At 59.2% G+C, this 24,271-nt stretch carries 15 protein-coding genes; 3 read left to right on the top strand and 12 right to left on the bottom strand.

Going from position 1 to position 24,271, the window contains the following annotated elements; translation table 11 throughout:
- On the bottom strand, window positions 1-5,643 hold a 5,643-nt coding region (locus C4N04_RS21180; RefSeq protein WP_106796960.1), incomplete at its 3' end, for a DUF4082 domain-containing protein.
- A 567-nt stretch (window positions 5,644-6,210) separates the two neighbouring features.
- On the opposite strand from C4N04_RS21180, the gene C4N04_RS21175 reads away from it, so the two are divergent.
- Window positions 6,211-7,521: a polysaccharide biosynthesis/export family protein gene (locus C4N04_RS21175; protein ID WP_096763317.1), complete on the top strand. Its 1,311-nt coding sequence runs from the start codon at window positions 6,211-6,213 to the stop codon at window positions 7,519-7,521.
- A 130-nt stretch (window positions 7,522-7,651) separates the two neighbouring features.
- Entirely contained in the window at window positions 7,652-9,160 is a 1,509-nt protein-coding gene (locus C4N04_RS21170) for an O-antigen translocase (RefSeq protein ID WP_106796959.1), read from the top strand.
- A gap of 67 nt (window positions 9,161-9,227) precedes the next feature.
- On the opposite strand, the gene C4N04_RS21165 is transcribed toward C4N04_RS21170, so the two are convergent.
- Genes C4N04_RS21165 through C4N04_RS21140 form a run of 6 tightly spaced genes read right to left on the bottom strand, consistent with a single transcriptional unit; the run spans window position 9,228 to window position 14,756 of the window.
- Window positions 9,228-10,439, bottom strand: a complete 1,212-nt coding sequence (locus C4N04_RS21165; RefSeq protein ID WP_106796943.1) for a DegT/DnrJ/EryC1/StrS family aminotransferase — start codon at window positions 10,437-10,439, stop codon at window positions 9,228-9,230.
- Entirely contained in the window at window positions 10,436-11,410 is a 975-nt protein-coding gene (locus C4N04_RS21160) for an NAD-dependent epimerase/dehydratase family protein (protein WP_106796942.1), read from the bottom strand. The genes C4N04_RS21165 and C4N04_RS21160 overlap by 4 nt, the downstream gene beginning before the upstream one ends.
- On the bottom strand, window positions 11,407-12,126 hold the full coding sequence (locus C4N04_RS21155) for an acyltransferase (protein WP_077993451.1): 720 nt from the start codon (window positions 12,124-12,126) through the stop codon (window positions 11,407-11,409). The genes C4N04_RS21160 and C4N04_RS21155 overlap by 4 nt, the downstream gene beginning before the upstream one ends.
- Window positions 12,116-13,219, bottom strand: coding sequence for a DegT/DnrJ/EryC1/StrS family aminotransferase (locus tag C4N04_RS21150; RefSeq protein ID WP_106796941.1), 1,104 nt, complete (start codon window positions 13,217-13,219; stop codon window positions 12,116-12,118). Before C4N04_RS21150 ends, C4N04_RS21155 begins: the two co-directional genes overlap by 11 nt.
- Window positions 13,216-14,253, bottom strand: coding sequence for a Gfo/Idh/MocA family oxidoreductase (locus tag C4N04_RS21145; RefSeq protein WP_040112885.1), 1,038 nt, complete (start codon window positions 14,251-14,253; stop codon window positions 13,216-13,218). The genes C4N04_RS21150 and C4N04_RS21145 overlap by 4 nt, the downstream gene beginning before the upstream one ends.
- Window positions 14,250-14,756 (bottom strand): acyltransferase, encoded by a 507-nt coding sequence (locus C4N04_RS21140; protein ID WP_096763311.1) that lies wholly within the window; start codon window positions 14,754-14,756, stop codon window positions 14,250-14,252. The genes C4N04_RS21145 and C4N04_RS21140 overlap by 4 nt, the downstream gene beginning before the upstream one ends.
- Before the next feature lie 559 nt (window positions 14,757-15,315).
- On the opposite strand from C4N04_RS21140, the gene C4N04_RS21135 reads away from it, so the two are divergent.
- Window positions 15,316-16,095 (top strand): response regulator transcription factor, encoded by a 780-nt coding sequence (locus tag C4N04_RS21135; RefSeq protein ID WP_096763310.1) that lies wholly within the window; start codon window positions 15,316-15,318, stop codon window positions 16,093-16,095.
- A gap of 195 nt (window positions 16,096-16,290) precedes the next feature.
- Here C4N04_RS21135 and C4N04_RS21130 read toward each other — a convergent pair whose 3' ends face one another.
- The 5 genes from C4N04_RS21130 to C4N04_RS21110 form a co-directional block, all read right to left on the bottom strand.
- Complete coding sequence (locus tag C4N04_RS21130; RefSeq protein WP_096763309.1) at window positions 16,291-18,132, bottom strand: glycosyltransferase; 1,842 nt, start codon at window positions 18,130-18,132, stop codon at window positions 16,291-16,293.
- 4 nt (window positions 18,133-18,136) lie between these two features.
- Window positions 18,137-19,180 carry a UDP-glucuronic acid decarboxylase family protein gene (locus C4N04_RS21125; RefSeq protein WP_040112881.1) on the bottom strand — a complete coding sequence of 348 codons (1,044 nt, stop codon included), beginning with the start codon at window positions 19,178-19,180 and terminating at the stop codon, window positions 18,137-18,139.
- A 45-nt stretch (window positions 19,181-19,225) separates the two neighbouring features.
- On the bottom strand, window positions 19,226-20,719 hold the full coding sequence (locus C4N04_RS21120; protein WP_199852492.1) for a sugar transferase: 1,494 nt from the start codon (window positions 20,717-20,719) through the stop codon (window positions 19,226-19,228).
- 6 nt (window positions 20,720-20,725) lie between these two features.
- Entirely contained in the window at window positions 20,726-21,589 is an 864-nt protein-coding gene (locus C4N04_RS21115) for a WecB/TagA/CpsF family glycosyltransferase (protein ID WP_077993529.1), read from the bottom strand.
- A gap of 550 nt (window positions 21,590-22,139) precedes the next feature.
- Window positions 22,140-24,263, bottom strand: a complete 2,124-nt coding sequence (locus C4N04_RS21110; protein ID WP_106796958.1) for a right-handed parallel beta-helix repeat-containing protein — start codon at window positions 24,261-24,263, stop codon at window positions 22,140-22,142.
- Between the last annotated feature and the right edge of the window lie 8 nt (window positions 24,264-24,271).

Raw genomic sequence — 24,271 nt, 5'->3', positions numbered from 1 at the left:
CAGCGTCTCGCCGCTGTCGACATCGGTGAAGGTCGTCGTCGGCAGGGTGAAGGAGAAGGCGGAGCCGACCGTGGCATTCTGGGCCGCCGTCTGCACGGCCAGCACCGGCGCGTCATTGGCGCCATGGATGGTGATGGTCAGGTTTGCCGTGGCCGTGGCGCCGGCGCTGTCGCGCATCGTATAGCTGAAGACATCGCTCAGCGTGTTGGTCGACTGCCGCAGCGCCTGGACGGCGGCATTGTTCTCGTTGATCGTATAGCTGTAAGCGCCCGATGCATTCAGCACGAGACTGCCGTAAGTGCCGTTCAGCGCCGAGCCGAGCGTGCCCGACGTCGCACCGAAGACAACCGCCGTGACGGTCTTGGTGTCACCGGCATTCGGATCGGTGTCGTTGGTCAGCACATTGCCGCTGGCAACCACGCCGCCCGAACCATTGGCCACCCCGCCCTTCTCGGTCGCATCACCCGCATCGGCAACTGCCGTCGGCGGCGTATTGTTCGCAGTCGAGGGGCGGAAGACCACATCGGCCCAATAGTTGGAAGCACCGAAAGTGGCATTTGGGAAAATGCCAGCGGTGGCGGATCCGCCGTAGCGGTAGACGCCGTTGCCGCTGGCTGTCGCCGTCAGCGGACCATTGGTGACGGCAGTCGTAAAGAAATTGTTGGTCGCGACGTATGCCCCTGTCGTGTGATAGGAGGCGACATAGGTCGTGTTGGCGGTGATGGTGACCGGTGTTGCAAAGTTCACCGTCTGCCAGCCGCTTGCGGTGGTGTTGGTGAAGTTGGCGGTTGCAAGTTTGGTGCCGGTGGAGGTCCACAGGTCGACGACGTTCTGACCGTTGTCGTTGGCGCTGCGATAGAACCTGATGCCTGTGACATCCCCGGCAACGTTCGACGTGAACTTGACGCCGAGCTCGAGCTGCTGACCATCGTTGAGGTTGGTCTGGGCCGGCGTGCTGGAGGCGGAGAACAGGCTGTAGGTCGTCGCCGCCGCCGATGCGGCGATGTTGAAGGTCTCGTTGGCCGCAAGGCCGCCGAGATCGGTCGCCGTCACCCTGACGCCATAGGTGCCTGACGTCGTCGGCGTGCCGGAGAAGGTGCGTGTCGAGGCGTTGAAGCTCAGCCATGACGGCAGCGCCGTGCCATCGGCGGCGGTTGCCGAATAGGTCAGCGTCTCGCCGCTGTCGACATCGGTGAAGGTCGTCGTCGGCAGGGTGAAGGAGAAGGCGGAGCCGACCGTGGCATTCTGGGTCGCTGTCTGCACGGCCAGCACCGGCGCATCATTGGCGCCATGGATGGTGATGGTCAGGTTTGCCGTGGCCGTGGCGCCGCCACTGTCGCGCATCGTATAGCTGAAGACATCGCTCAGCGTGTTGGTCGACTGCCGCAGCGCCTGGACGGCGGCATTGCTCTCGTTGATCGTATAGCTGTAAGCGCCCGATGCATTCAGGACGAGACTGCCGTAAGTGCCGTTCAGCGCCGAACCGAGCGTGCCCGACGTCGCACCGAAGACAACCGCCGTGACGGTCTTGGTGTCACCGGCATTCGGATCGGTGTCGTTGGTCAGCACATTGCCGCTGGCAACCGCGCCGCCCGAACCATTGGCCACCCCGCCCTTCTCGGTCGCATCACCTGCATCGGCAACCGCCGTCGGCGGCGTGTTGCCTTGCGTTGACACGGCGATGTTGAAGGTCTCGTTGGCGGCAAGGCCGCCGAGATCGGTCGCCGTCACCCTGACGCCATAGGTGCCTGACGTCGTCGGCGTGCCGGAGAAGGTCCGCGTCGAGGCGTTGAAGCTCAGCCATGACGGCAGTGCCGTACCATCGGCGGCGGTTGCCGAATAGGCCAGCGTCTCGCCGCTGTCGACATCGGTGAAGGTCGTCGTCGGCAGGGTGAAGGAGAAGGCGGAGCCGACCGTGGCATTCTGGGTCGCTGTCTGCACCGCCAGCACCGGCGCATCATTGGCGCCATGGATGGTGATGGTCAGGTTTGCCGTGGCCGTGGCGCCGCCACTGTCGCGCATCGTATAGCTGAAGACATCGCTCAGCGTGTTGGTCGACTGCCGCAGCGCCTGGACGGCGGCATTGCTCTCGTTGATCGTATAGCTGTAAGCGCCCGATGCATTCAGCACGAGACTGCCGTAAGTGCCGTTCAGCGCCGAGCCGAGCGTGCCCGACGTCGCACCGAAGACAACCGCCGTGACGGTCTTGGTGTCACCGGCATTCGGATCGGTGTCGTTGGTCAGCACATTGCCGCTGGCAACCACGCCGCCCGAACCATTGGCCACCCCGCCCTTCTCGGTCGCATCACCCGCATCGGCAACTGCCGTCGGCGGCGTATTCGAGGCCGACGTCGTAAACATCACATCGACCCAATAGTTTGTCGATTGGAAGGTGCTGGTTGGAAACAGGCTGTTATTGCCATAGCGGTAGACGCCGTTACCGCTGGCCGGCGCCGTCAGCGGACCGCTGGTCACATTTGAGGTGAAGTAGTTGGTGGTCGTCGAATAACGGCCGCTATTCGTGTGGTAGGATGCAGTGTAGGTTTGTCCGGCCGTCAATGACACCGGACTGGTGAAATAGGCAGTCTGCCAGCCGCTGGCCGTCTCATTCGTGAAGGTGAGGGTCGCAAGCCGCGTACCGGTGCTCGACCATAATGAACCAGTATGCGTGCCGGTATCTTGATCGCCCTTGTAGAAGCGGATGCCGGTGACGGTGCCTGCCACGGAGGTCTGGAATTTGACGCCGAGTTCGACGGCTGAGCTATCGTTGGTGTTGACGACCGCCGGCGTCGCCGAACCGAAGAGCGACGTGTAATTCGGCGCGCTGACGGTGACCGTGCGTCCCGCCGAAGGCGTTTCGAGATTGATGCTGTCGTCGACGGCCCGCGACCGGATCGTATAGCTGCCTGCAACTTGTGGCGACCAACTATAAGTCCAGTTCTCATCGCCTGTCGCCGGATGCCAGCTCGCCCCGTTGTCGGTCGAAACCTCGACACCGGCGATGACACCGCCGCCCGTGTCAGCCGCGGTACCCGAAATCGTGACGGTGGTTCCAACGGCCACCGTGGCCGGCACCGAAATGACGGAGGTCGGCGCAACATTATCCGTGGAACCGGTTGAGGCGACGAGCCCGGATTGCAGTGTTCCCGGCTGAATGCCCATATCGGCGAGCAGATTGACCATTGCCTGCTGCACGCGCGGGTCCGTCGGCGTCGCCTGGAGGTCGTGATTGTCGCTCAGGCCCCATGTCCAGTAGACGGTGCCGGCGCCGAACACCAGCGCGCCGCTCGGAGCGCGATAGAGCGTCAGATTATGGGTCGAGATGCCATTGCCGGTCGTGTTTCCGTAATCGAGCAAATAGGTGCCGACCGGAACCGTCGTCGATGACAGCTTCACGAGGCCGGCTGGATCGAAGCCGTTATCGACCGCTTCGTCCCACTCGTAACCAAGATAGTTCTTGGTGAGCGTCGCCGTCTGGCCGGGTTGAAGGTTGGCGACGCTCGTATTGCGCCAGAAACGCAGATTGGCGTCGTCATAGGGAATATTGATCGCCTGAAGATTGTTGCCGACATCGTCGACCTTGAACAACTGCCCGGTCAGTGAGTTTTCCGGGTTTCCGCCGCCGATCGCTGGTGGGCTGAGACGCGGATCGCGGAAGGTGCCTGTCCATTCGTTGGAAGGGTCGATGCTGGCGCTGGGCGACCATGTCTCCTTGTAGGAGATCAGCGTGCGATAGGGCGTCGCGTCGGCGCTATAGGCATTGCCCCAGCGGGTGCGCCAATAGACCTCATTGCCGCTCCAGAACTGCAGGTTGACGCCCGCGTCGCGTGCGGCCTCGACATTGGTTCGCTGCTGTCCGGACCAGTATTCGTCGTGCCCGGCATCGATATAGGTCTTGTGATTGAGCAAGAGGCTACCGTAGCGGTCGGCGTCGACCCCCGCCATGTAGGAAACGTCATAACCGTTCTGCTCCAGCCAGTAGATGCCCGCATATTCGGCGCCGAACAGATAGTCCTGCGGACCGGCAAAAGTGCCGACCCCGCCGCGGGTCGCAATCGGTCTGTTGTAGCTGACCGCATAAGCGCGACCAGCACCCTGCCCCGTCGCCGGGCCGTTACCGCCATAGAAGTTTGCGCCGCCCCACCCGTTGTAGGCCTGCCAGGTCTGGTCGGCGGTCTGGAAGACGATGTCGCTTTGGCTGCTGTCGTCACGCACGATGAACGGGATATGATTTGAGCCGGAGGTGCCATCCTGGCGCACGAGCTTGGCGATATAGACGCCCGAGACGGCATCCTCAGGTACGGTCCACGATGCCGAAACAGCCCAGTTTCCCGCGTCCACGGTGCCCGTCGTGGCATTGCGCAACGGATTAGGCTGGGTCTGCAAACCGGTGTGCTGCATGGTCGCGACCTTGCGGCCCCCCATGCCGCCATAATAGCCGAGCCTGTAGATATCGATCCGGTAGTTGGTGGAATTCGTGTTGATCTTGAAGCTGATCGTCTTGCCGTTGTCGACGCTGATATCGGTCGCAAACCCTTCGATGTTGGAGCTACCGGCACCGACGATGCCCCACTCGCTTTCCGGATTACCCTGCTTCTGATTTTCCAGGACGATCGCGTTGCTGGCCGCAGCCGCCGCGGCTGCCTGGTTTTGGGTCGTCAGCGACCGCTGCGTCGTCGGTGGCGTCGTCACAGAGCCGGAAAGGATGCCGACACCCTTCGTGGTGGTGCCCGTTCCGGTCTCACCGCCTCCTGGCAAGGATCCGTTCAAGGCCGTTGTTTCCGTCCAACTTGCCGTTCCGCGCCAACCCGAGAGGGGCGACAGGTTTCGATCGAGAAGCGGGTCGCTGATCGAGGCGGCAATGGCCCGCTTGGCCGTCGACACAAAGTCCGGCCCTTCGGTTAGCCTGGTCCCCTGCAGTTGGCCGTCCTGTTGGAGCATCGCGCCGCCATGCGCCCAATCGAGAATCCGCGTCGGGGACGTAAAATAGCCGCACCCGCAGACGCCAAAGGGCATGCCGAACGCCAGTGAATTTGCTCCCCCGTGCTGAGCGCTCGCCTGCGCTGACGGGCTCGATTCGAGAATGACGACGTTGCCCGAGGGCGCACGCTCGCCGGCCAGCGAGGCAGAATCGTGCGCCGAGGCCGTCGCCGCAGGGCTCTGCGGCAGATAAGGCGCCAGAGGATCGTCGCCGATGAGGCTCATTCCAGGGTAGCTGCGATAATGCTTCGATCGAGATCCGTTCGCGTTCTCGTTGGACCCTGCAAAGCCCGGCCCATGGGCAAACAACCGAGACGCAACCGTGTCACCTTCCCGGTCCCCGGTCTCGCGATCTACCGCGATAGGGTCGAACAAAGGCGGCAGTGGGTGGGTGATACTGTCCTGACCGTCCGGCTCGGCGATCACGCCCGTCCGATGTTCCCCGTCGTGCTCGGCGAGCGCCGGCTTTTCGTTGGGATCGTCGACAAGCACGCCATCATGCTTTTTTCCATCGGCAGTTTGCGCGGAGGCCGCAAGTTGAGCACGATCCGCGTGCGTTTCGGCCGGCTTTCGCGGCCTTCCTTTTTCGCCGGCTGCCAGCCACCGGGGAATCAGCGAATCCACCAAAGAGCGCGAAGTCCACCGACGAGCGTTGCGATACATGGCAGATACCTCTCGCGAGATTTTGCAGGATCGAATCTATAGGATCGTTTCGTACGCCCCCTGAATTGTAGTCGAAAAACACCAGGGTATATCCTACGCCTTTCGCTCTACAGGCGGCATCCTTTGGGCAAACGGGCCGTGTTGGGTCGTGGACGCGCTAAATGCGATGCACGAGGGCGACAATTCGACCTCCCGCGCGAGTTTCGAAGCCGCAGCGGTGGCTAGGCCGTTTGTCATCCGGGAAAATCGACGATCCGACCAGAAAGCCTCTGCCGGCAGGGTTGCGGTCCGTCCAAGCGAGCGCGCCTATTCCCGCGTGCAGAACCTGTTGATTTTCCCCGGTCAATACCTTCGCGTCGCGCCGAAGATATATGTTTCTACTCGATTCAGGCGGAAGTACCTCCCACCTCATCAATATTGATATGGCAAAACAAACGACCTCCACCTTCCTCAAGGCTTCGCCAGACTGCACACTGGCGATGTAACCTCGGACTTGGCGTCCGGTGTTCAAGCAGCGTTCAAACGTATTGTATCAGCGTCCGTGTAAGAATGTTTTGCAGGCGAGACATGTACATGAATCTACCACACCGCGCCCCTCGCGTGTTCCTCCGCGCGATTTCCGTCATCAGTGCACTCGTTTTTGTCGCCGGAGCTGTACCGCCAGCTCTCGCCGGTAGCTTGGCGCCACAAACGAAGATCCGCTTGACGGTCGTTCAATGGATAGCCTCCAAAGGCCAGTTTGAACGATGGGATGGGATCGGCGGCGAATATACGGTTTCCGATGCAGGTATCGTCTCCCTGCCCTTCCTAGGGTCGCTGGCGGTCGGCAATCTGGACAATGAGGGTCTTACCAAGGAGATCGGCAAGCGCCTTCAGGCAAAGATGGGCCTGGCCCAGGCACCTGCCGTGACCATCGAACTTCTCGAATACCCGCCGATCTACGTCGTGGGCCACGTAACAACCCCGGGGCAGTATAGCTTCCGCCCCGGACTGACCGTCCTCCAATCCCTGGCGATGAGCGGCGGGCCGCGTCGCGCCAAAGATCAGGAGAAAACGCATTCGACCCAACTCGTAGGAGAATTGCGCGAAATCAATCACTCGATCTTGCGCAGCACCGCGAGATTGGCGCGGCTCCAGGCGGAGATAGATGGAGCGCAGGAGATTACCTTCGATCAGGCGACCGGCGCCGATCAGCAATTTGCCGACGGGATATACAATGAGGAAAGGATTATCTTTAGGGCTCGCGCCAATGCGCTGGAGAGGCAGGCAAGAGCATTCACCGAATTGCGCGATCTTTTGACCACTGAGATATCGACGTTGGAAGAGAAACTGACGGGCGCAGACGACAATATCAAATCCGTCGAGGACCAGTTGCTCAGCGTCAAGTCGCTAGTTCAGAAGGGCCTGACGGTCTCGTCGAGGCAGTTGGATCTGGAACGGTTGCTGACGACTTACCGCTCCGACAAGCTCGACCTTGTCACCGCCGTCATGCGGGGCCGCCAGGCAATCAGCGAGACGACACGGAACCTCGAGGGACTTTACGACGCACGCCGGAGCGAAGTGGCGATCGAAGCACAGTCCGAACGGGCAAGTCTCGATCAAATGAAGATGAAGCGCGACACAACGCAGAAGTTGCTCGTCGAAGACCTTGGAAGCAATGACGGCATTGAAAGCCTCGCCGAGGACCTTCCGCTTACCTTCAGCGTGACCCGTCGGAACGGAGGACAAATCGACCAGTTCCAAGCCTCGGAAACGACGACGCTGGCGCCGGGCGATGTCGTGAGGGTCGTTCAGCCTCGCATTTTGGACAGTTCGCTTCAGACCAATTCGAGCCGATCATCAGAAGCCCCCGCGCTCGCAGATCGAGCCGGCCAGTGACCCTCGACGAGCACCTATTCTCATTCAGCTGTAGCGGACGTTTGAGCGCGGCCAAGGCGCCAAGGCCGCCTGTCTGGAAGGAATGGCGCTTGATGGGGACCGGCCTGACCCGAGCGACAAGGGTTGAATGATGACTTTGCGCATGATCCCACCCAGCGGTCAGACTTATACCCAAATCCTCAAGTCGACGATGCTGATGGGTGGTTCCTCGCTGGTAAATGTCGCCCTGAGCATCGTTCGCAACAAGGCGCTCGCCGTTCTGCTCGGCCCTGAAGGCGTGGGGCTTCTCGGCCTTTACACGGCAATCCTCGATATCGCCCAAGCGATAGCTGGTCTGGGCGTGAGCAGCAGCGGTGTGCGCCGAGTAGCCGAGGCGGCGGGCGCCGGCGACGAAGAGAAGATCGCGCGGTCGGCGACAGCGCTCAGGCGCATCTCGCTGGTGCTCGGGTTGCTTGGCGGGCTTTTACTTGCTGCGCTGGCCTTTCCGGTGTCGAATTTCACCTTCGGCGACTACCAGCATGCCGGCGGCATCGTGCTGCTGTCCCTGGCGGTATTCTTTCGGATCGTGTCTGCCGGGCAGGCTGCGTTGATCCAGGGCTTGCGGGGCATTGCAAATCTTGCCCGCATCAACGTGCTTTCGGGGCTCTTCGGCACGATGATCAGCATCCCGCTGATCTATCTGTTCGGCGAGCAGGCGATCGTACCCTCTCTCGTGGCGATCGCGGCCGTGTCAGTCCTTCCCACCTGGTGGTACAGCAAACAAATATCCACGCGCCCACCGCCAATGTCGGCGCACCAGTTTGGCTCGGAAGCCAAAGCTCTGTTCAGGCTCGGCGTCGCTTTCATGGCAAGCGGACTCCTGACCTTCGGCGCGGCCTATGCCATCCGCCTTATCGTGCTGAATGAAGGCGGCATCGTAGCGGCTGGATTGTATCAGGCAGCCTGGGCGCTCGGGGGGCTGTATGCCGGTTTCATCCTTCAGGCGATGGGAACGGATTTCTATCCGCGCTTAACCGCAACCGCGGACAACAATGCCGAGTGCAACCGGCTGGTCAATGAGCAGGCGGAAATCAGCATGCTGCTGGCAGGCCCCGGCCTGATCGCCACCCTGACCTTGGCGCCGCTCGTCATGAGCTTGTTCTATTCGGCCGAGTTTCATGGAGCCGTGGAGCTTCTGCGCTGGATCTGCCTTGGAATGATGCTCAGGATCGTCGCCTGGCCGATGGGCTTCATCGTGCTGGCGAAGGGTGCGCAGACGATCTTCTTCTGGACGGAGGTCGCAGCAACGCTGGTGCATGTGGGGCTGGCGTGGCTCTTCGTGTCAAAGTTTGGTACGACAGGAGCCGGCACGGCGTTCTTCGGCCTCTACGTCTGGCACAGCATCCTGATTTACGTGATCGTGCGTCGGCTTACCGGTTTTCGCTGGTCGCGCGCCAATCGCAGGCACGCGCTTCTGTTCCTGCCTGCATCGGGATTGGTCGTATCGGCCTTTTTGCTCCTGCCGGCATGGTCGGCGACGGTGATCGGCTGCGTCGCCGTTGTCGTGACCGGGCTTTACTCGCTACGCATGCTGGTGGAGCTGCTACCACCGGAGTCGATGCCCGCAATCGTCAGAGGATGGATCACGAAATCCGCATGAGAAAAAGCGCGCATTGGACAATGCGCGCTTTTCTGATGTGGTATTCCGCCGCGGGCAGGCATTCGCTTCAGGCCGGGACGACGTCCTGCTCGGGCTGACGGACGACGCGCCCGGCGTCGGCGACGGCCTGGCGTAATGCCTCGATGACTCTTTCGATATCGACCTCCGTCATCTGGGCGTAAAGCGGCAGGATGATGGTTTGCTGCTGCGCCGAAACGCTTCGCGTCAGGCTGGTGGCCGCGCGATGGGAGTTTTGGCCGGAATAGGCTCCCTCCAGATGAATGTTCATCACACCGCGTCGCGTCGATATTCCTTGATCGAGCAGCGCTTGCATGACGGCCCGCTGGTCGATTTCATCAGACAGTCTCACGCAGAAGCTTTGCCAGTTGCTTCGAGCCCAGTGCGGCTCGGTGGGAATCGACAGACCTTGGATCGTGGACAGCCCCTCGCAATACTGCGAGGCAAGCTGTCTCCGCTGCGCAATCAGCTCCGGCAGCCGCCGCAACTGCACTCGTCCCACCGCGGCCTGGAGGTCTGTCATCCGGTAGTTGTAGCCCAGCTCATCATAGTCCTCAAAGATCACCTGCTTAGAGCCGTGGCGGACTGCGTCGGTGACGCTCATACCATGCTGGCGCCACAGCCGGAATTTTCGGTCATATTCCGGGTTCGCCGTCGTCAGCATACCGCCATCACCCGTGGTGACTACCTTTCGGGGATGGAAGGAGAAGCAGGCAATATCGCCATGCGGTTTGCCAATCTTTTCCCAACCGCCTTCCCACAGGATTTCGCTTCCCGTCGCACAGGCAGCATCCTCGATAACCGGTATCGAATATTTCTTGGCGATGTCCACAATCGAACGGAGATCGCAAGGCATGCCGAGCTGATGCACGCACAGGATTGCCTTGGTGCGGGGCGTGATTGCCGTTTCGATCAAGCGGGGGTCGATATTGTAGCCATCCGCCTCGATGTCGACGAAGACCGGCACTGCACCGCAGTATCGAACAGCATTCGCGGTGGCGATGAACGAATGGCTGACCGTGATGACCTCATCGCCAGCTTTGACGCCGACTGCCATCAAGGCGAGATGAAGCGCCGTTGTGCAGTTGGAAACAGCACAGGCGTGTGCCGCGCCGACAAATGCCGCAAATTCACGCTCGAAAGCGGCGACTTCCGGCCCTTGGGTCACCCATCCCGATAGAATAACGCGGCGCGCGGCCTCAGCCTCTTCCTCTCCGAGGACGGGTCTGGCGACGGGGATTGTGGATAATGACGGGCTCATGCAGCTTGGCCTCCGGCCGCAGCAGTCTTCGACTGCCACCACGCGACAAGGTCACGAAGCCCCTGCTCCATCGAGATTTCCGCCTTGAAACCCAGAAGCCTTTCGGCCTTGCTGATATCAGCAAGACGACGGGTTACGCCGTTGACCGTGCGCGCTTCTTTGTGCTGCGGCTCGAGTGAGGACCCCATGATGTCGCTCAGCATCTGCGCGAGTTGCAGCAGGCTTATTTCCCTGCCGCTCGCGACGTTGAACACCTCGTCGGTAACGTCGCTCTTCGCCGCCAGCACGTTTGCCCGGGCGATGTCGCGTGCATCGACGAAGTCCATCGTCTGGCTGCCGTCTCCATAGATCAGCGGCGGCATTCCGGCTGCAAGGCGTTCCATCCAGCGGATCAGCACTTCGGTGTAGGCGCCGTAAACGTCCATTCGCGGTCCGTAGACGTTGAAATAACGCAGCGCGACATAGCGCAGGCCATACATGTCGGCGAAGCTGCGCAGCAATCCCTCGTTGAAGGTCTTTGCCGCGCCATAGATCGTCCGGTTGTTGTAGGGATGATGCTCTTCGGTCGTCGGAAAACTTTCGGCAAGCCCCAGTACGGAGGCGGAAGAGGCGGCAACGACCTTCGAAACTCCCGCTTTGACGGCAGCTTCGAGAACGTTGAACGTGCCTTCGGCAAGGACTTCGAAAGCCAGTCGTGGCTCTTCGGCGCATTGGGTGATGCGGATGGCCGCCTGATGAAAGACGATATCGACGCCGTCAAAGGCTTTCGCCAGCAGTGCCCTGTCGCGGATATCTCCGTCGATTATGTTAAGGGGCGCGCTGCCGATTGCCGAGCTGAGATTGTCCCGGCGCCCGCGCACGAAATTGTCGAGGACGATGATCTCGCGAGGTTTTTCCAATGCGACAAGATCGGCAATATGCGAACCGATCAGACCGGCACCGCCGGTAATGAGCACCCGTTTGTTTTTCATGATCTTTCCTCACGCGACATGTTCGTCATCGGATCATTCTCCGAACGCCAACGAATAAATTTCGCAGGAACCCCAGCGACAACCGAGAAGGGCTCAACGTCCGAGACGACGACGGCTCCCGCTCCAACGATCGCCCCCTTCCCGATCGTCACGCCGGGAAGAATGGTCGCATTCGTTCCTATATCGGCCTCCGCGCAGATGCGGACCGGCCTGATTTCAAGATCCGTGCGAATGATCGGGACATCCACCGGCAGTGCCGTGTGGCTCGAGCCAAGCACCTTGGCGCCAGGTCCCCACCCGACGGAATCCTCGATCACCAGATCGCGGGCGTCGAAATAGGCCGTCGGTCCGATCCAGACATTGTCGCCGATCGTGCATCGGCCGTCGAAGCGTCCCTGGATATAGGCCTGAGCCCCGATGAACACCCCGTTGCCGATCTCGAACGTCTCCGGGTGTTTGAAGCCGGCGCCGCCTGCAACCTGCAATCCCGTGCCGCAGCTGCGCGTTATCGCCTGCCAAATGGCTTTGCGCATCATGGTGTCGACGACACCATCCCCCGTCGCGAAGCGACCGTAGAGCTCGATCAGGCCGGCGCGTCCATAAGATTGCCTGAGTTCTTCGACGAGCCCCGCCTGGTAAGCCGGATCCGCCGGTCTTTCTTGACGGCCGTGCACCGCATGCACGATCCGAATCTCGCCCGCACGATCAGCTGACATAGGCGTCTTCCAACGCAGCTGCCACCTGATCGACGTGCCACGCGGGCATCTCAGGATAAATCGGCAGCGAGAGAACCTCTTTTGCAGCCGCTTCCGAGACCGGGAAATCGCCGGCTTGGTAACCGAGGTCGGCATGAGCCTGCTGCAGATGGACGGGGATTGGATAGTGCAGCCCGGACTGAATGCCCTCCGCGCTCAGCACGCGCTGAAGCTCGTCGCGATCGCGGCTTCTGATTGCATAGACGTGGTAGACGTGGCGCCGGCCGGCTTTCTCGACAGGCGTCGTCAAATGCGTCGATCGCCCAAGCAGCGACGAGTAGCGGCCTGCATGCGCGCGCCGCGCCTCGGTCCAGGCCTCGAGGTGCCTGAGCTTGATCCGCAGGATCGCGCCCTGAATGGCGTCCATTCGGTAGTTGAAGCCCTTCAGCAGATGGTGGTAGCGCTGCTCCTGGCCCCAGTCGCGTAGCATGCGCATTGTTTTGGCCTGGTCGTCGCGGTTGGTCACGACGATGCCCCCCTCGCCGCAGGCTCCGAGGTTTTTACCCGGGTAGAAGCTGAAGCAGCCCGATGCGCCGAGGCTGCCGGCGCGCGCGCCTCTGTATTGCGCCCCATGCGCCTGGCAGGCGTCCTCGATAACAGGTATCCGGTAGTGGTCGGCAATCGCTTGGATCGCATCCATATCGGCCATCTGCCCGTAAAGATGGACGGGAATGATGGCCTTGGTGCGGGGTGTGATCTTTGCCTCGAGCTGAGCCGGATCCATCGTCAGCGTGACCGGCTCGACATCGACGAATACTGGCCGTGCGCCCGCATAGCAGATCGCCGATACGGTCGCGACGAAGGTAAATGGCACGGTGATGACTTCATCGCCGGGGCCGACGCCAGCCGCGAGAAGCGACAGATGCAGGGCGCTGGTCCCGGTGTTGACTGCGATCGCATGTTTGACGTTGCAATAGTCCGCAAATTCCTGCTCGAGGAGGGCGACCTCTTCGCCCAGTATGTATTGCCCCGAAGCCAGGACGCCGAGCACCGCGGCGTCGATTTCGCTCTTGATGGAATTATACTGTGCCTTGAGGTCCAGGAACGGAATCATGCAATGCGCCTCGCCTCTTCGAGCTCGATGATACGACCGCGCTGAGCGAGCGACCGGCTTGCGGCTTCAAGGATGCGGACGACACGCAGCCCGGCTTGGCCGTCGGTAATCGGCCGCGTATTCTGCTCAATGCAATCGACGAAGTGATCCAGCTCGCGTTTCAATGCCTCGGTCATATCGAGCTTGGGCGCCCACATGTCGCCGCTGCGGTAGCCGACCAGCATCTGATGGACCTTCTCGCCATATGCATCAGAGTTGGGGCACATGGTGATGCCCTTGTCGTAAACCTTGATCTTTTCGCTGGGCTCCAGATCGTCATAGACGATCATCTTGTTGCTGCCGCCGATCAGCGTACGGCGCACCTTGACCGGCGCCAGCCAATTGACGTGGATGTGGGCGATGAGCTTGCTTTCGAAGAAGAGCGTCAGATAGGCGATGTTCTCAGGTTCGCCGAGGACATGGCTCATCCCCGTTGCGGAAACCGCCACCGGCCTTTCCTGCAGGACATGGTCGAGGATGGACAGGTCGTGCACCGCGAGATCCCAGATGACGCTGACATCATGCTGGAACAGCCCCAGATTAACCCGAACCGAGTCATAGTAATACATGTCGCCGAGGCCACTTTCGACCAGCTCGCGCATTTTGCGGACAGCGCCGGTGTGGACGAAGGTGTGATCGACGGCGAGCACGAGGCGTCGCCGCGCTGCTTCCTCGACCATCCGCGAGGCTTCTTCTGTCGTCGATGCCATCGGCTTTTCGACGAAGACATGCTTTCCGGCCATCATCGCCTGCATTGCGAGCTTGTAATGGGTAGAGACCGGCGTCGCGATAGCGATCGCATCCACTCTCGGATCACGCAGGACTTCCTCGAAATTATCGGTGATCGTTACTGCTGGATAGCGGCTCTTCACCGCCGCCAACCGTTCGACATTGAGATCGCAGACGGAAATAAGCTGTGCCCCGCCCGCCTCGGAGATATTGCGGACCAGGTTCGGACCCCAATATCCATATCCAACAACAGCAATGCCGATCATCGCATTCCTCCAAACGCTTGCATGTTTACTGACCGGTCATGAACGTGACCGGTGATCCTGGCCGGAACACCGGCAACAATGGCGCCGTCAGGCACATCCTTCGTTACGACAGCGCCGGCGCCGACCTGGGCGGCCTCTCCGATGGTCACCCCAGGCAGAATGGTGGCGTTACTGCCGATCGAAGCATGGCGCTTAACCAGTGTGGGAATGACAACCCAGTCGGCCTCGGTCTGCAGACTGCCGTCCGAGTTGACGGCTCGCGGGTAAGTGTCATTGGTGAACATCACCCCGTGGCCGATAAAGACGCCGTCTTCCAGCGTCACGCCTTCGCAGAGGAAGGAATGGCTGGAGATCTTGCAGTCTTTTCCGACGATGACGTTTTTCTGGATTTCAACGAAGGTGCCGATCCGCGTTCCCGCGCCGATCGTGCAGCCGTAAAGATTAACCAGATCTCGATGGTGAATAACGCAGCTGTCATCCAGCTTGACGTTCGATGCAATCATCCGGTTCGTCCCCTACTCCACAGGCCCTGATTTGGCTGAAACCGGTCACAATCGTTTGAATGCACAAGATTTCATTTTGACAGGGCAAATACTTCTCTGCCTCCAAAGAGAATTGTTTTCGCCCTAATAGTAAAGGAAACAATACGTGGAACCTTATTCACCAAAAGGCGTATATGCTTACGAGGATCGGATGACGAGGCTCGCCGACGTCTGTCGCGATCGCTCGGCTGGAACGGTTGTCAGCCGACGGTCGATCCTGCCCTGCATCAATGCCGGGGAATTGATTTCATATGCTTGGTGAGTTTCATCGAATATCTATAGTAATGTCATAATTCTCTATACAAAATGCTTACAAATATATTGATCAGGTCTAGAAGTTGTTCTATTGATATCCAATCATGGAACAAAGGTGCAGGCCTAACCACTATTAATTAGTGTGACGACCCCGGAACTGTGGTAATAAATTAGCACTTTTGTTAATCAAACTCTCCTTTTTGCGAGGGGAGTTCATGTTCGACTTTGCGTACAGGGTGGAAAAAAAGACTAGGAGGACGAGGCATTGGATACAATAAACATAAACCATAGGCAGGAAAATATATCACTTCCCCTAGAGATAGAAAACGGCTCGGCGGCGCTTGCCCGACCGGCAAGTCCAAAGCACTCACTTGTTATACTCGACAGGAGAGAACTTGATCGGCATTGCCTCGCGCAATGCATGGCCGCCCACACGGCAGATTTCGAGATTCTGGCGTTTGGATCGATTGAGGAGTGGAAGCAGAAGCGCGAAGAATATCCCCCACTTTCGGCAATTCTCTTGAATGTCGGCGGCAAGATGGTCGACGACCCTGCCGTTTCGGAGCAGATCAAGAGCCTTTCGTCCGAATTCGTCTCGACGCCCGTGATCATCCTGTCAGATAGTGATGATTTCGCCCAGATCGTCAGGGCGATCGACTGCGGAGCCAAAGGTTACATACCAGCCTCCGTCAGCATTAGCGTTTGCATGGAGCTCATCGCACTGTCGGTAGCAGGGGGACTTTTTGTGCCTGCAAGCGCTCTGTTTGCCATGCGCCACTTGCTGCAGTCGAGCGGCTCGCCAGCCCAGCCGCTGGGGGGGATATTCACTGATCGCCAGGCCGAAGTCGTAGCGGCGCTGCGGCGCGGCAAGGCGAACAAGATCATCGCCTATGAGCTCAATCTTCGAGAAAGCACCGTCAAGGTGCATGTCCGCAACATCATGAAAAAGGTTAAAGCCACCAACAGGACGGAAGTCGTGTTCAAGCTCAACGACCTCTTTCAGAATAATCTTTCGGGCGGCTCAACGGCAAGCAGCCTGTGCTGATGCGGCATGCAGGCGCCTATCGCGCGTCGCACTGCGAGCACATTTTTTCCTAAACATCTCGGTGGCGGCACGGAAAATGCGCCACCGAGTCGACAATCTGACATCATGGATTGTCATCGGTGGCGCATAGGCTCAGTTGAGTTCTTTCCCACGCGCCGTCCAGGTGTCGCAACCCACACCTACATTTTTCGCAAGTCAATTACGGATGTTCCTTGGAGGCCGTGAAAGCGCCATTTGAATCCTGCGCAAAGAGCCTCTCTGCGAGTGAGGAACCAGACCCCGCGCCAGGTGCCAGAAATATCGGAACTCCGGCAGAGGCGGCACATTCGGGCGCAAGCCGTTCAGGCGCAGTTTCACCATCAGACCATCGATGCCTGAATAGAGTCGCAGGCGCAAACCGCCATCAGCTTCGAAGTGTGGAGCTTTCGTGTTCTCGCCGGCTGCGCTGCCCCCAAGGGTTGCAAGCCGCAGGCTATTTGCAAGATCAGGGCGCTGACACCGCTCAAGAATATCGGTGAACCATTCGAGCCACTCGGAATCCGTCCGATCGGGAAGCTGATGAACGCTTTTCCGATCGCTGCCATCCGATCTCGGGACAACCGCATCAGCCGAACCACCGAGTTGCGCGATGACAAAGTGCGCGCGCCTGATTTCGTCGTGAAATAGAGATGGATAAAAGTGTTGCAGCTTGGACGCCTGCTTAAGCTGGCCTCTGCAGATCAAAGCGAGAAGGAAATAAGCCCATTCGACCGGATCCGGGTCGAGCGCCCCATAGTCTGTCATCGTTACCTTTACGAGGTCTACCAGAAGGCCCGAGGCGCGATCGGCGTCGCCCTCTTCCAATGCACATAAGGCAAGGCGGAATTTCGCTTCGGGTAGGTAGGAGACAAAGTCCAGGCAGCGTTCGTAGCAGTGCTTGGCGTCCTCCACTCTGCCCTGCTCGAGGAGCAAGTCCCCCTGCTTCAGCAAAGCGCGGTCGCTCGCTTCTCCCACGATGTGGACGCTTTGTTGCATTGAGGTACGCCCTACCTTCGCAAGTTTGCCGAAGGGGCCGGATTGGATGATCTTTTCGCCGACCTGCAGGCCTTGGCTGAGCATGAACCACTGATATATTTGCGGCCTGTGGGTCAATGTATGACACGAATGGACCAAGTCGTAACCAGCTGCGGTGATCCGCCGTATTTCGTCCGGATGGGCAAAAAGGTAATCCAGTTTCTCGACCACGTTGCTGCTGTCGACAAAAACACAGTTCTCCATGTCGACAAAGCCAGCCGCCTCCACCGCTGCCGTTCGTTCCGCCACGAGGCAGGACTTTGCCCCGGGGATCTCAAAATGCTTGCGCACGACCTCGCCGCCCATGGTGCCGCATGTGGGGGCGACGAGGCTTGCGTTGAGCGCGCGCGCATAGGCCTCTCCGGATAAGAGCCGGGACGCCAGCTTGCTCTCATAGGCGTGTTGCGGTGAGACCAGGCAGGGATAACGGTCGCGGATGATCGGAAAAATTGCCTGTCGCCAGGGATAGAGACCGTAGGCCTGACCTGTGAGGGTGACCGGAATGACCTTTTGCTGTCCATAGTCGCGGTAGACTTCGGGATCGATGAAATTTGGCCAAACGAACAGGTTTTCCTTCACCGCCGGCATGTATTCTGGAGTCATCGTTGCGATTGCGAAATAGGTCTCGATGCCCCACTGCTCCATATCGGAAAGGAAGCCGGCGCGCCGATCGCACCATGGGTCGGCATTATGAAGGCCAAGCTTCGGGACCGCGATATTGGTAGTGGTGTTGGTGATTTTTATCCGACGTGAGCCGTGCGACCGATAACCGCTTTCAAACAGCGTCAGATCCGGTTCGTACCTGTCGCATATCTCTGCATAATCGCAGTCGCGGTTAACGACGACGACATCGAAATGTGTTGCCAGGCATTTGACCTGCTGCTGCATGTGCAGCAGCAGGTAACCGGCCGCGTTCGCATTGGGTTGGTGGTCCCATTGGAAAAAAACGAGGCGCGGTTTTCGATGATCAACCTTGCTGTTCATGTCCCTATCGGATGGCTCCAGGAGCAGTGACTTCGACGCTCGGAGCTGCCAGATGTGGATAGGGCTCTTGCCAGGAGTTGACACCAATCCTGTTCTTTAATCCACCAGAAAGCTTCCACTCGAAGTAAGCGATCGTTCTCTCAAGCCCCTCACGAAGGTTCACCTTCGGTTGCCAGCCGAGGTCCTGCTGTGCGCGGGAAATGTCGGGCTTGCGCTGCGTCGGATCGTCCATCGGCAAGGGATTATAAACGATGCGTGATTTCGAGCCCGTCATCTCGATTACCATTTCGGCCAGTTCCCGGACCTGGAATTCTCCTGGGTTACCGAGATTGATCGGACCGGTAACACCGGCCGGCGTCCCCATCAGGCGGATGAAGCCCTCGATCAGATCGTCTACATAGCAAAATGAGCGCGTCTGCGTGCCGTTGCCGAAGATGGTGATCGGCTCGTTTTGAAGCGCCTGAACGATGAAGTTGGAGACGACCCGTCCGTCATTGGTCTGCATGCGCGGCCCGTAGGTATTGAAGATCCGCGCTACCCGAATTTCCACGCCATATTGGCGATGATAGTCGAAGAACAGCGTCTCGGCGCAGCGCTTGCCTTCGTCGTAGCAAGCGCGCGGGCCTATGGGATTAACGCTGCCTCGATACTCCTCAGGTTGAGGGTGGACCGCGGGATCGCCATAAACTTCGCTCGTCGATGCCTGAAAGATTTTCGCCTTGGTACGCTTTGCCAAGCCAAGCATGTTGATGGCCCCATGTACATTGGTCTTCACGGTCTGCACGGGGTCGTGCTGATAGTGAACCGGAGATGCTGGACAGGCGAGATTGTAGATCTCGTCGACTTCCACATAAAGCGGGAAGGTAATGTCGTGCCGGAGCACCTCGAAGCGAGGATCGTCAAGAAGATGCAGCACATTGTCGCGCGAACCGGTGTAGTAGTTGTCCACGCAGAGGACATCATTGCCCTCTCGCAAAAGCCTTTCGCACAGGAATGAGCCCAGAAATCCGGTGCCGCCGGTAACCAAAATTCGCTTGTGTCCGTGCATTGATGTGCTCCGTTGTTTGATAGTTGCCCGCAGACGAGAAAAAGGTCAGCAAGCTCCCTTGCCCTTTAAGACCGCAGGAATTGTGCTGAGAAGGATGTGCCAGTCGAACCACAATGACCGGTTGTCGATATAGAACCCGTCGAGTTGCTGCTGGAGTTCGAGATCCGCATTGCTCCGTTCGGATATCTGCCAGAGGCCCGTCAGCCCCGGTGTGACCGAACGCCGCTTGTCGCGAAATTCGCCATCCATCGCCGAGAGGTGATACTCCGGAAACGGACGGGGTCCGACCAATGCCATTTCCCCTGCAATGATATTCACGAGCTGCGGGAGTTCATCGATGCTCGATGCGCGAAGGAGATGCCCGATCACCGGCAAGACGCGCGGGTCCTCCCGAAGCTTGAAGTGAGTGGACCATTCGGCTTGTGCGGCCGGATTGTCTCGGAACAACGCTTCGAGGCGTTGTTCCGCATCTCTGTACATCGTCCTGAGCTTCAGCACGTGCACCGGCTTGCCAAACAAGCCTTCCCTGGCGTGCCTGAAGAAGACCGGCCCCGGATCGATGGCATAGATCGCGGCAGCAGCAATGAGAATGATGGGCATAAGCACCAGCACCGCGGGGATTGCGATCGCGAGATCAAGGGCGCGACGCACCAGATTCGAGTTTGCCGCCCCCCTGCTGCTCGCCAGGCGAACACCGATCTCTCCGCCGATGTCAGCCGGCCGCAATCCGGTTACCTTGAGGTTGGGCGTGTCGGAGAGCAGGATGACCTCGTTGAAGGTCTTGCGTAATGTCGCCAACTCAGCGGTAAGCGAGCCCATATCATCGGCGATCAAGGCAATCGATGGGCGGTCATCAGGTGACAGTTCCGAAAAATCGGGCTCGCAGGGTTCCGGCCGAATGCCATACTGCCAATGGTCTGTGAAATGCGCCATGAGGGCGGGGATACGATTGCGGCCACCGATGATCACCGCCCGCTCTCCCCAGAATCCAACTCTCCGCGACAGACCACGGGCAACCCCATGCATGGCAGGCTGAAAAATCAACCCGAGGCCAAGAAACCCAAAGATGGGAAGCAGCAGTCGCGTCCCTTCCGGTAGAAGGATTGCCCCAAGCGCCGCAATGACAGCCACCTTGACAGACGCCATCGTGCGGCGGCGCAGATGTTCGTGGTCGTGGATCCGATAGCCGGGATAGAGCGCGCTCGATGCATAGAGGATGATCGCTGCCAGGGCTGCGAGGGCGAAAGCACGCTCCAGCACCATGTTCTCCGACCCGTCGGGAAGAAACGGCAGAAGAACAGAATAGGCTATCAGATAACCCGCAATGTCGGCGCCAACCAACAATGATGACGTAGCGAGCCGAGGTATCCTGCGCCTGAGTGGAGCTGGCATATTCAGCCTTAGCCCCCTGCTGAACGCAGCGCCCGGCGTGGCGTTTGCCATTGGGGGGACAGAATTTGCCGGACCCGTTCGCGTGGCGGTCACATCATTTGAGGTGATTGCCTTCGGGAGGTCGGATATCGACGCTAGTAGGGACATGTGGCTTTACACCTTTACGGCTACTGCTTTAGGCGCGCTCGATCCAAAAACCTCGTCTTCGATTGGAAACTTCCGAAGTCCCAGTCTCTGGAATGCTGTCAATGAGATGAAGGTCGGCACGACAAGCGCATAGCGCCGCCACAGCCGTCGCGGCTCGCATAGAAGACGAAACGCCCATTCGAAGCCGCTTCTTTGAATGATCCTGGGCGCCTGTCGCTTCAGACCGGCGTGGAAGTCGAAAGCAGCTCCGACGCCGATGAGCATCGAAGCATCCAGACGATCGCGCATGCGAGCCATCCAGAGTTCCTGCTTGGGGCTGCTGAGACCGACCCAGATAATATCCGCGCCTGACTGATTGAGCCGATCTGCAATATCCGCCTCTTCTTGCAGCGACAATTGATGAAAAGGCGGTGCGTAGGAGCCGACTATCTGCGCGTCCGGGAATCTTGCGAGAAGGCGCGCCTGCAACTGCTCCAGCGTCCGGGTTGTTGCGCCATAAAGGAAGTGGCGCGAGCCCTTGGATCTGCCCGCATCGAAAACAGAAAGCATCAGGTCAGGACCGTAAACTCGGTCGCTCTCCAAATGGCCAGCACGTTTCAATGCCCATACCAACGGCATGCCATCAGGGGTCACGAGGAACGCCCGGTTATGTATCGACCGAAGCTCGGCATCATCCTGACATCGGACGACGCCGTGTGCGTCCCGAACGCACACATATCCCTTCCTGCCGTCTTCGATGGCGTTTTGAATAAGTCCGGTCGCGCTTTTAAGATTGACCGCCGAAATGCGAACACCAAGGACATTCGTCCATTTGAGCGCGCCCTCTGAATGAAGAACTGAAGCCTGGCTGCCTGCTGGTTGCTTTCTCATGACCTGCGCTTTCGCGACCGAAACTGTCATCAGAATATCCTGGTAGGCCGATTGCCTCCATACTTGCTGCTCCAGCTATTGGACGTAGAATAGACTTCGCGTTTACGTCTTACGCCGAGATGACTTACAATATTGGAAGTAAGTCTGCGTACCCCATGGTGTGCCACGATGCTCCTTATGATAACCGTCGCCCCGAATTGGAGGCTTAGTTGAAGCGAAGATGCCGAAGAAGTTTTGCGCCCCGAGCAAGACTGGCCAGGCTAGGGCATTAACAAAACGGGAAGACAGACATGGTGAGCCGATAGGCAGATGACGGCTCCGGCTAACAAGCCTTTGGTCGATGCCGACAGAGGCAGGCGGCCGCAGAAAGATCAATGAGATCGCTAAACCGCCTAACGTCGTTCTCACCGGCTAAGGCCGGGACGGTCAAACGACATCGCCGGCGCTGCCTACATTCGTCGACCGGGCTCGTGCAGCATCTTGATCGGCGCTCTCCGCTGCATAACTCCGGACCTGACCGCAGAAGGCGCTCGTCATGGGCGCCCTTTTGTTACTCTGGCGCGACGACGCTTCCCGTATCTGCCCCGGCCCTCTGGAGATCACTCAGACTGCCAAATTCTCCGAAGCGCATGATCCTAGGTTCTATTCGGAAGCTTCTATCGTTCAAATTGCCGATGTAGCGGTTACCGGAGAACTGCACATATCCAGGCCCGTGGTCAGGAGCGTAGACGTATGCTGCCAGCCGGCTGCTACTGTCAATTGACACAACGTTGTTCTCGATACGGTTTGGCTCAGCCCATGGCGGGTGCCAGCCTCTGCCGGTACTGTCGTCAACTCGAAAGGCCGCACCCGATCCGCCTGCAATCAGGTTTCCGGTTACCAGGTTGCTCCAGCCGCCGTTGATGCCGATCGCCGCGACGTTATCCGAGAGCGAATTTCCTTCGATGCGCAGCCCGCTCGCCTTGCCATCCGTATAGATTGCCCAGCTGATTGGAGTGGGCCATTCGCTGGTGTTTTCATATCCGGGAGGCCAGAACGTTCCGTCAGCTCTGTTCATGAGATGGCCGGTCCCGGTCACGAGATTGGAGCGGATGGTGCTTTTCAAGGAGTCGGCCTGCTCGCCCATCATCTTGATGGCACCGCCATCTGCAGTCCGCTGGTTGGCGTTACGGATCACGTTGTGCTCTATGACGGCGTTATAGACGGCGTCGTTGGAACCCCACAGCGAACCGCCGGTGATGCCGAACTGCGCCGTGTTTTCGATGAGGTTGTCGGCAATTCTGACATTGTCGGCCGCCTGGAACCATACTCCGGCGGTCTCCAGATACACCGTTCCAATGTCATGGATGTGGTTTGAAAGGACTCTGGCTCCGTCCGACTTGCCGAAGGTGCCATAATTGGTGCCGACGTAAATGCCGTTGCCAGCCACATCCGCGATCACGTTGCCGGCAATCAACGCGTTCTTGCTTTCCGTCACATGGATCCCGACGCCGACATTCTCGATATTGTTGCCTAGGATTTGGACACCGTCGGCGTGTTCGATCCGGATGGCGCCAAACCCTCTTGTATCCGTATAGAATTTCCCGCTGCCTTCAGGCGCTCCGTCTCTAATCTCGAGCCCGGATACAACCATCCCATTGGCGCCATCCAATTTCAAGAATGTCGGCAGGACACCCGCAACGACGACGGAACTCGGGAACGACTGACCGATAGGGATAAAATGAAGTCGGCCCGCGACACGGTCGTGCCACCACTCTCCAGGCGCGTCGAGCAAGGCCTTGGCTCCACTCAAAAAGTAGCGACTGCCTTCTGCGGTAAAGAAATAGCTCGTGCCTTTGGTATGGACGGTCCGGCCGGCGCCATCGATTGATACGACCGGAAGCGTATCATTGCCCCACTGGCTTCCGGGTTGAAAACCTCCAACGATGTCGACGACCAGCCCGCTCGCATCCCCCAGTTCCGGAAGATCGCCGGCATGGAAACAAAAGCGCGTGTTTCCTTCCCACATATCGATTGCTGGCTCGCACTTTGCCGCGAATAACCAACCCTTGCGTGGGTCTCCATCAGCGGGAGCGTTGGGGAATCGAGCCCGGTTTTGCCGTATCCCATCGACGAAAAGGTCGCCGACGCCTGCATCCGGCGGCAACGTCAGCGGCGCCGTCCAGCGGCCATCGGACTGCTGCGCCCAGTTGGGCAGGCGTGGCCCCCCATGCAGAACCGGCGTTTCATTGCATCTTGCCGTCAGGATCAAGCCCGCGTCGCGAGCGTCGAAGACAATCGGCTGAGTAAGATAGTAATCGCCCCTACCAAGCGCGATCGTGGCAAGCCCGCCCTTGTCACGGGCTGCATCACGGGCCCTTTCAATGCTGGCGAAGGGGCCGTCGCCGCCCTGCTGACTTGCAGTCGGGAGCAGGCCACTCCAACTGTCTTCTCCATCGGGAGAGACGTAAAATATCGTCCGCGCCGCGGTGCTGCTTCTCAACACGTCGTTTAGAGGCGTCTCCTCCAATTTGAATGACGAGGTCGCGGAAGCTTCCGCGCAGGTCGCTTCCCGGATGAGCATTTGCAGGCGCTCAGGCGCGACCATATCCTTTTCGGCTGAAGCCGAATTGCCGGAATTGGGAAAGAGCATGACAGGCAAGATGCTCAGGATCAGTCCAAAACGCCGCCTCAATTTCTGCA

This window comes from Rhizobium sp. H4, assembly GCF_003013335.1.
Taxonomy (GTDB): Bacteria; Pseudomonadota; Alphaproteobacteria; order Rhizobiales; family Rhizobiaceae; genus Rhizobium; species Rhizobium sophoriradicis.
This window is presented reverse-complemented; position numbering and strand designations above follow the sequence as displayed.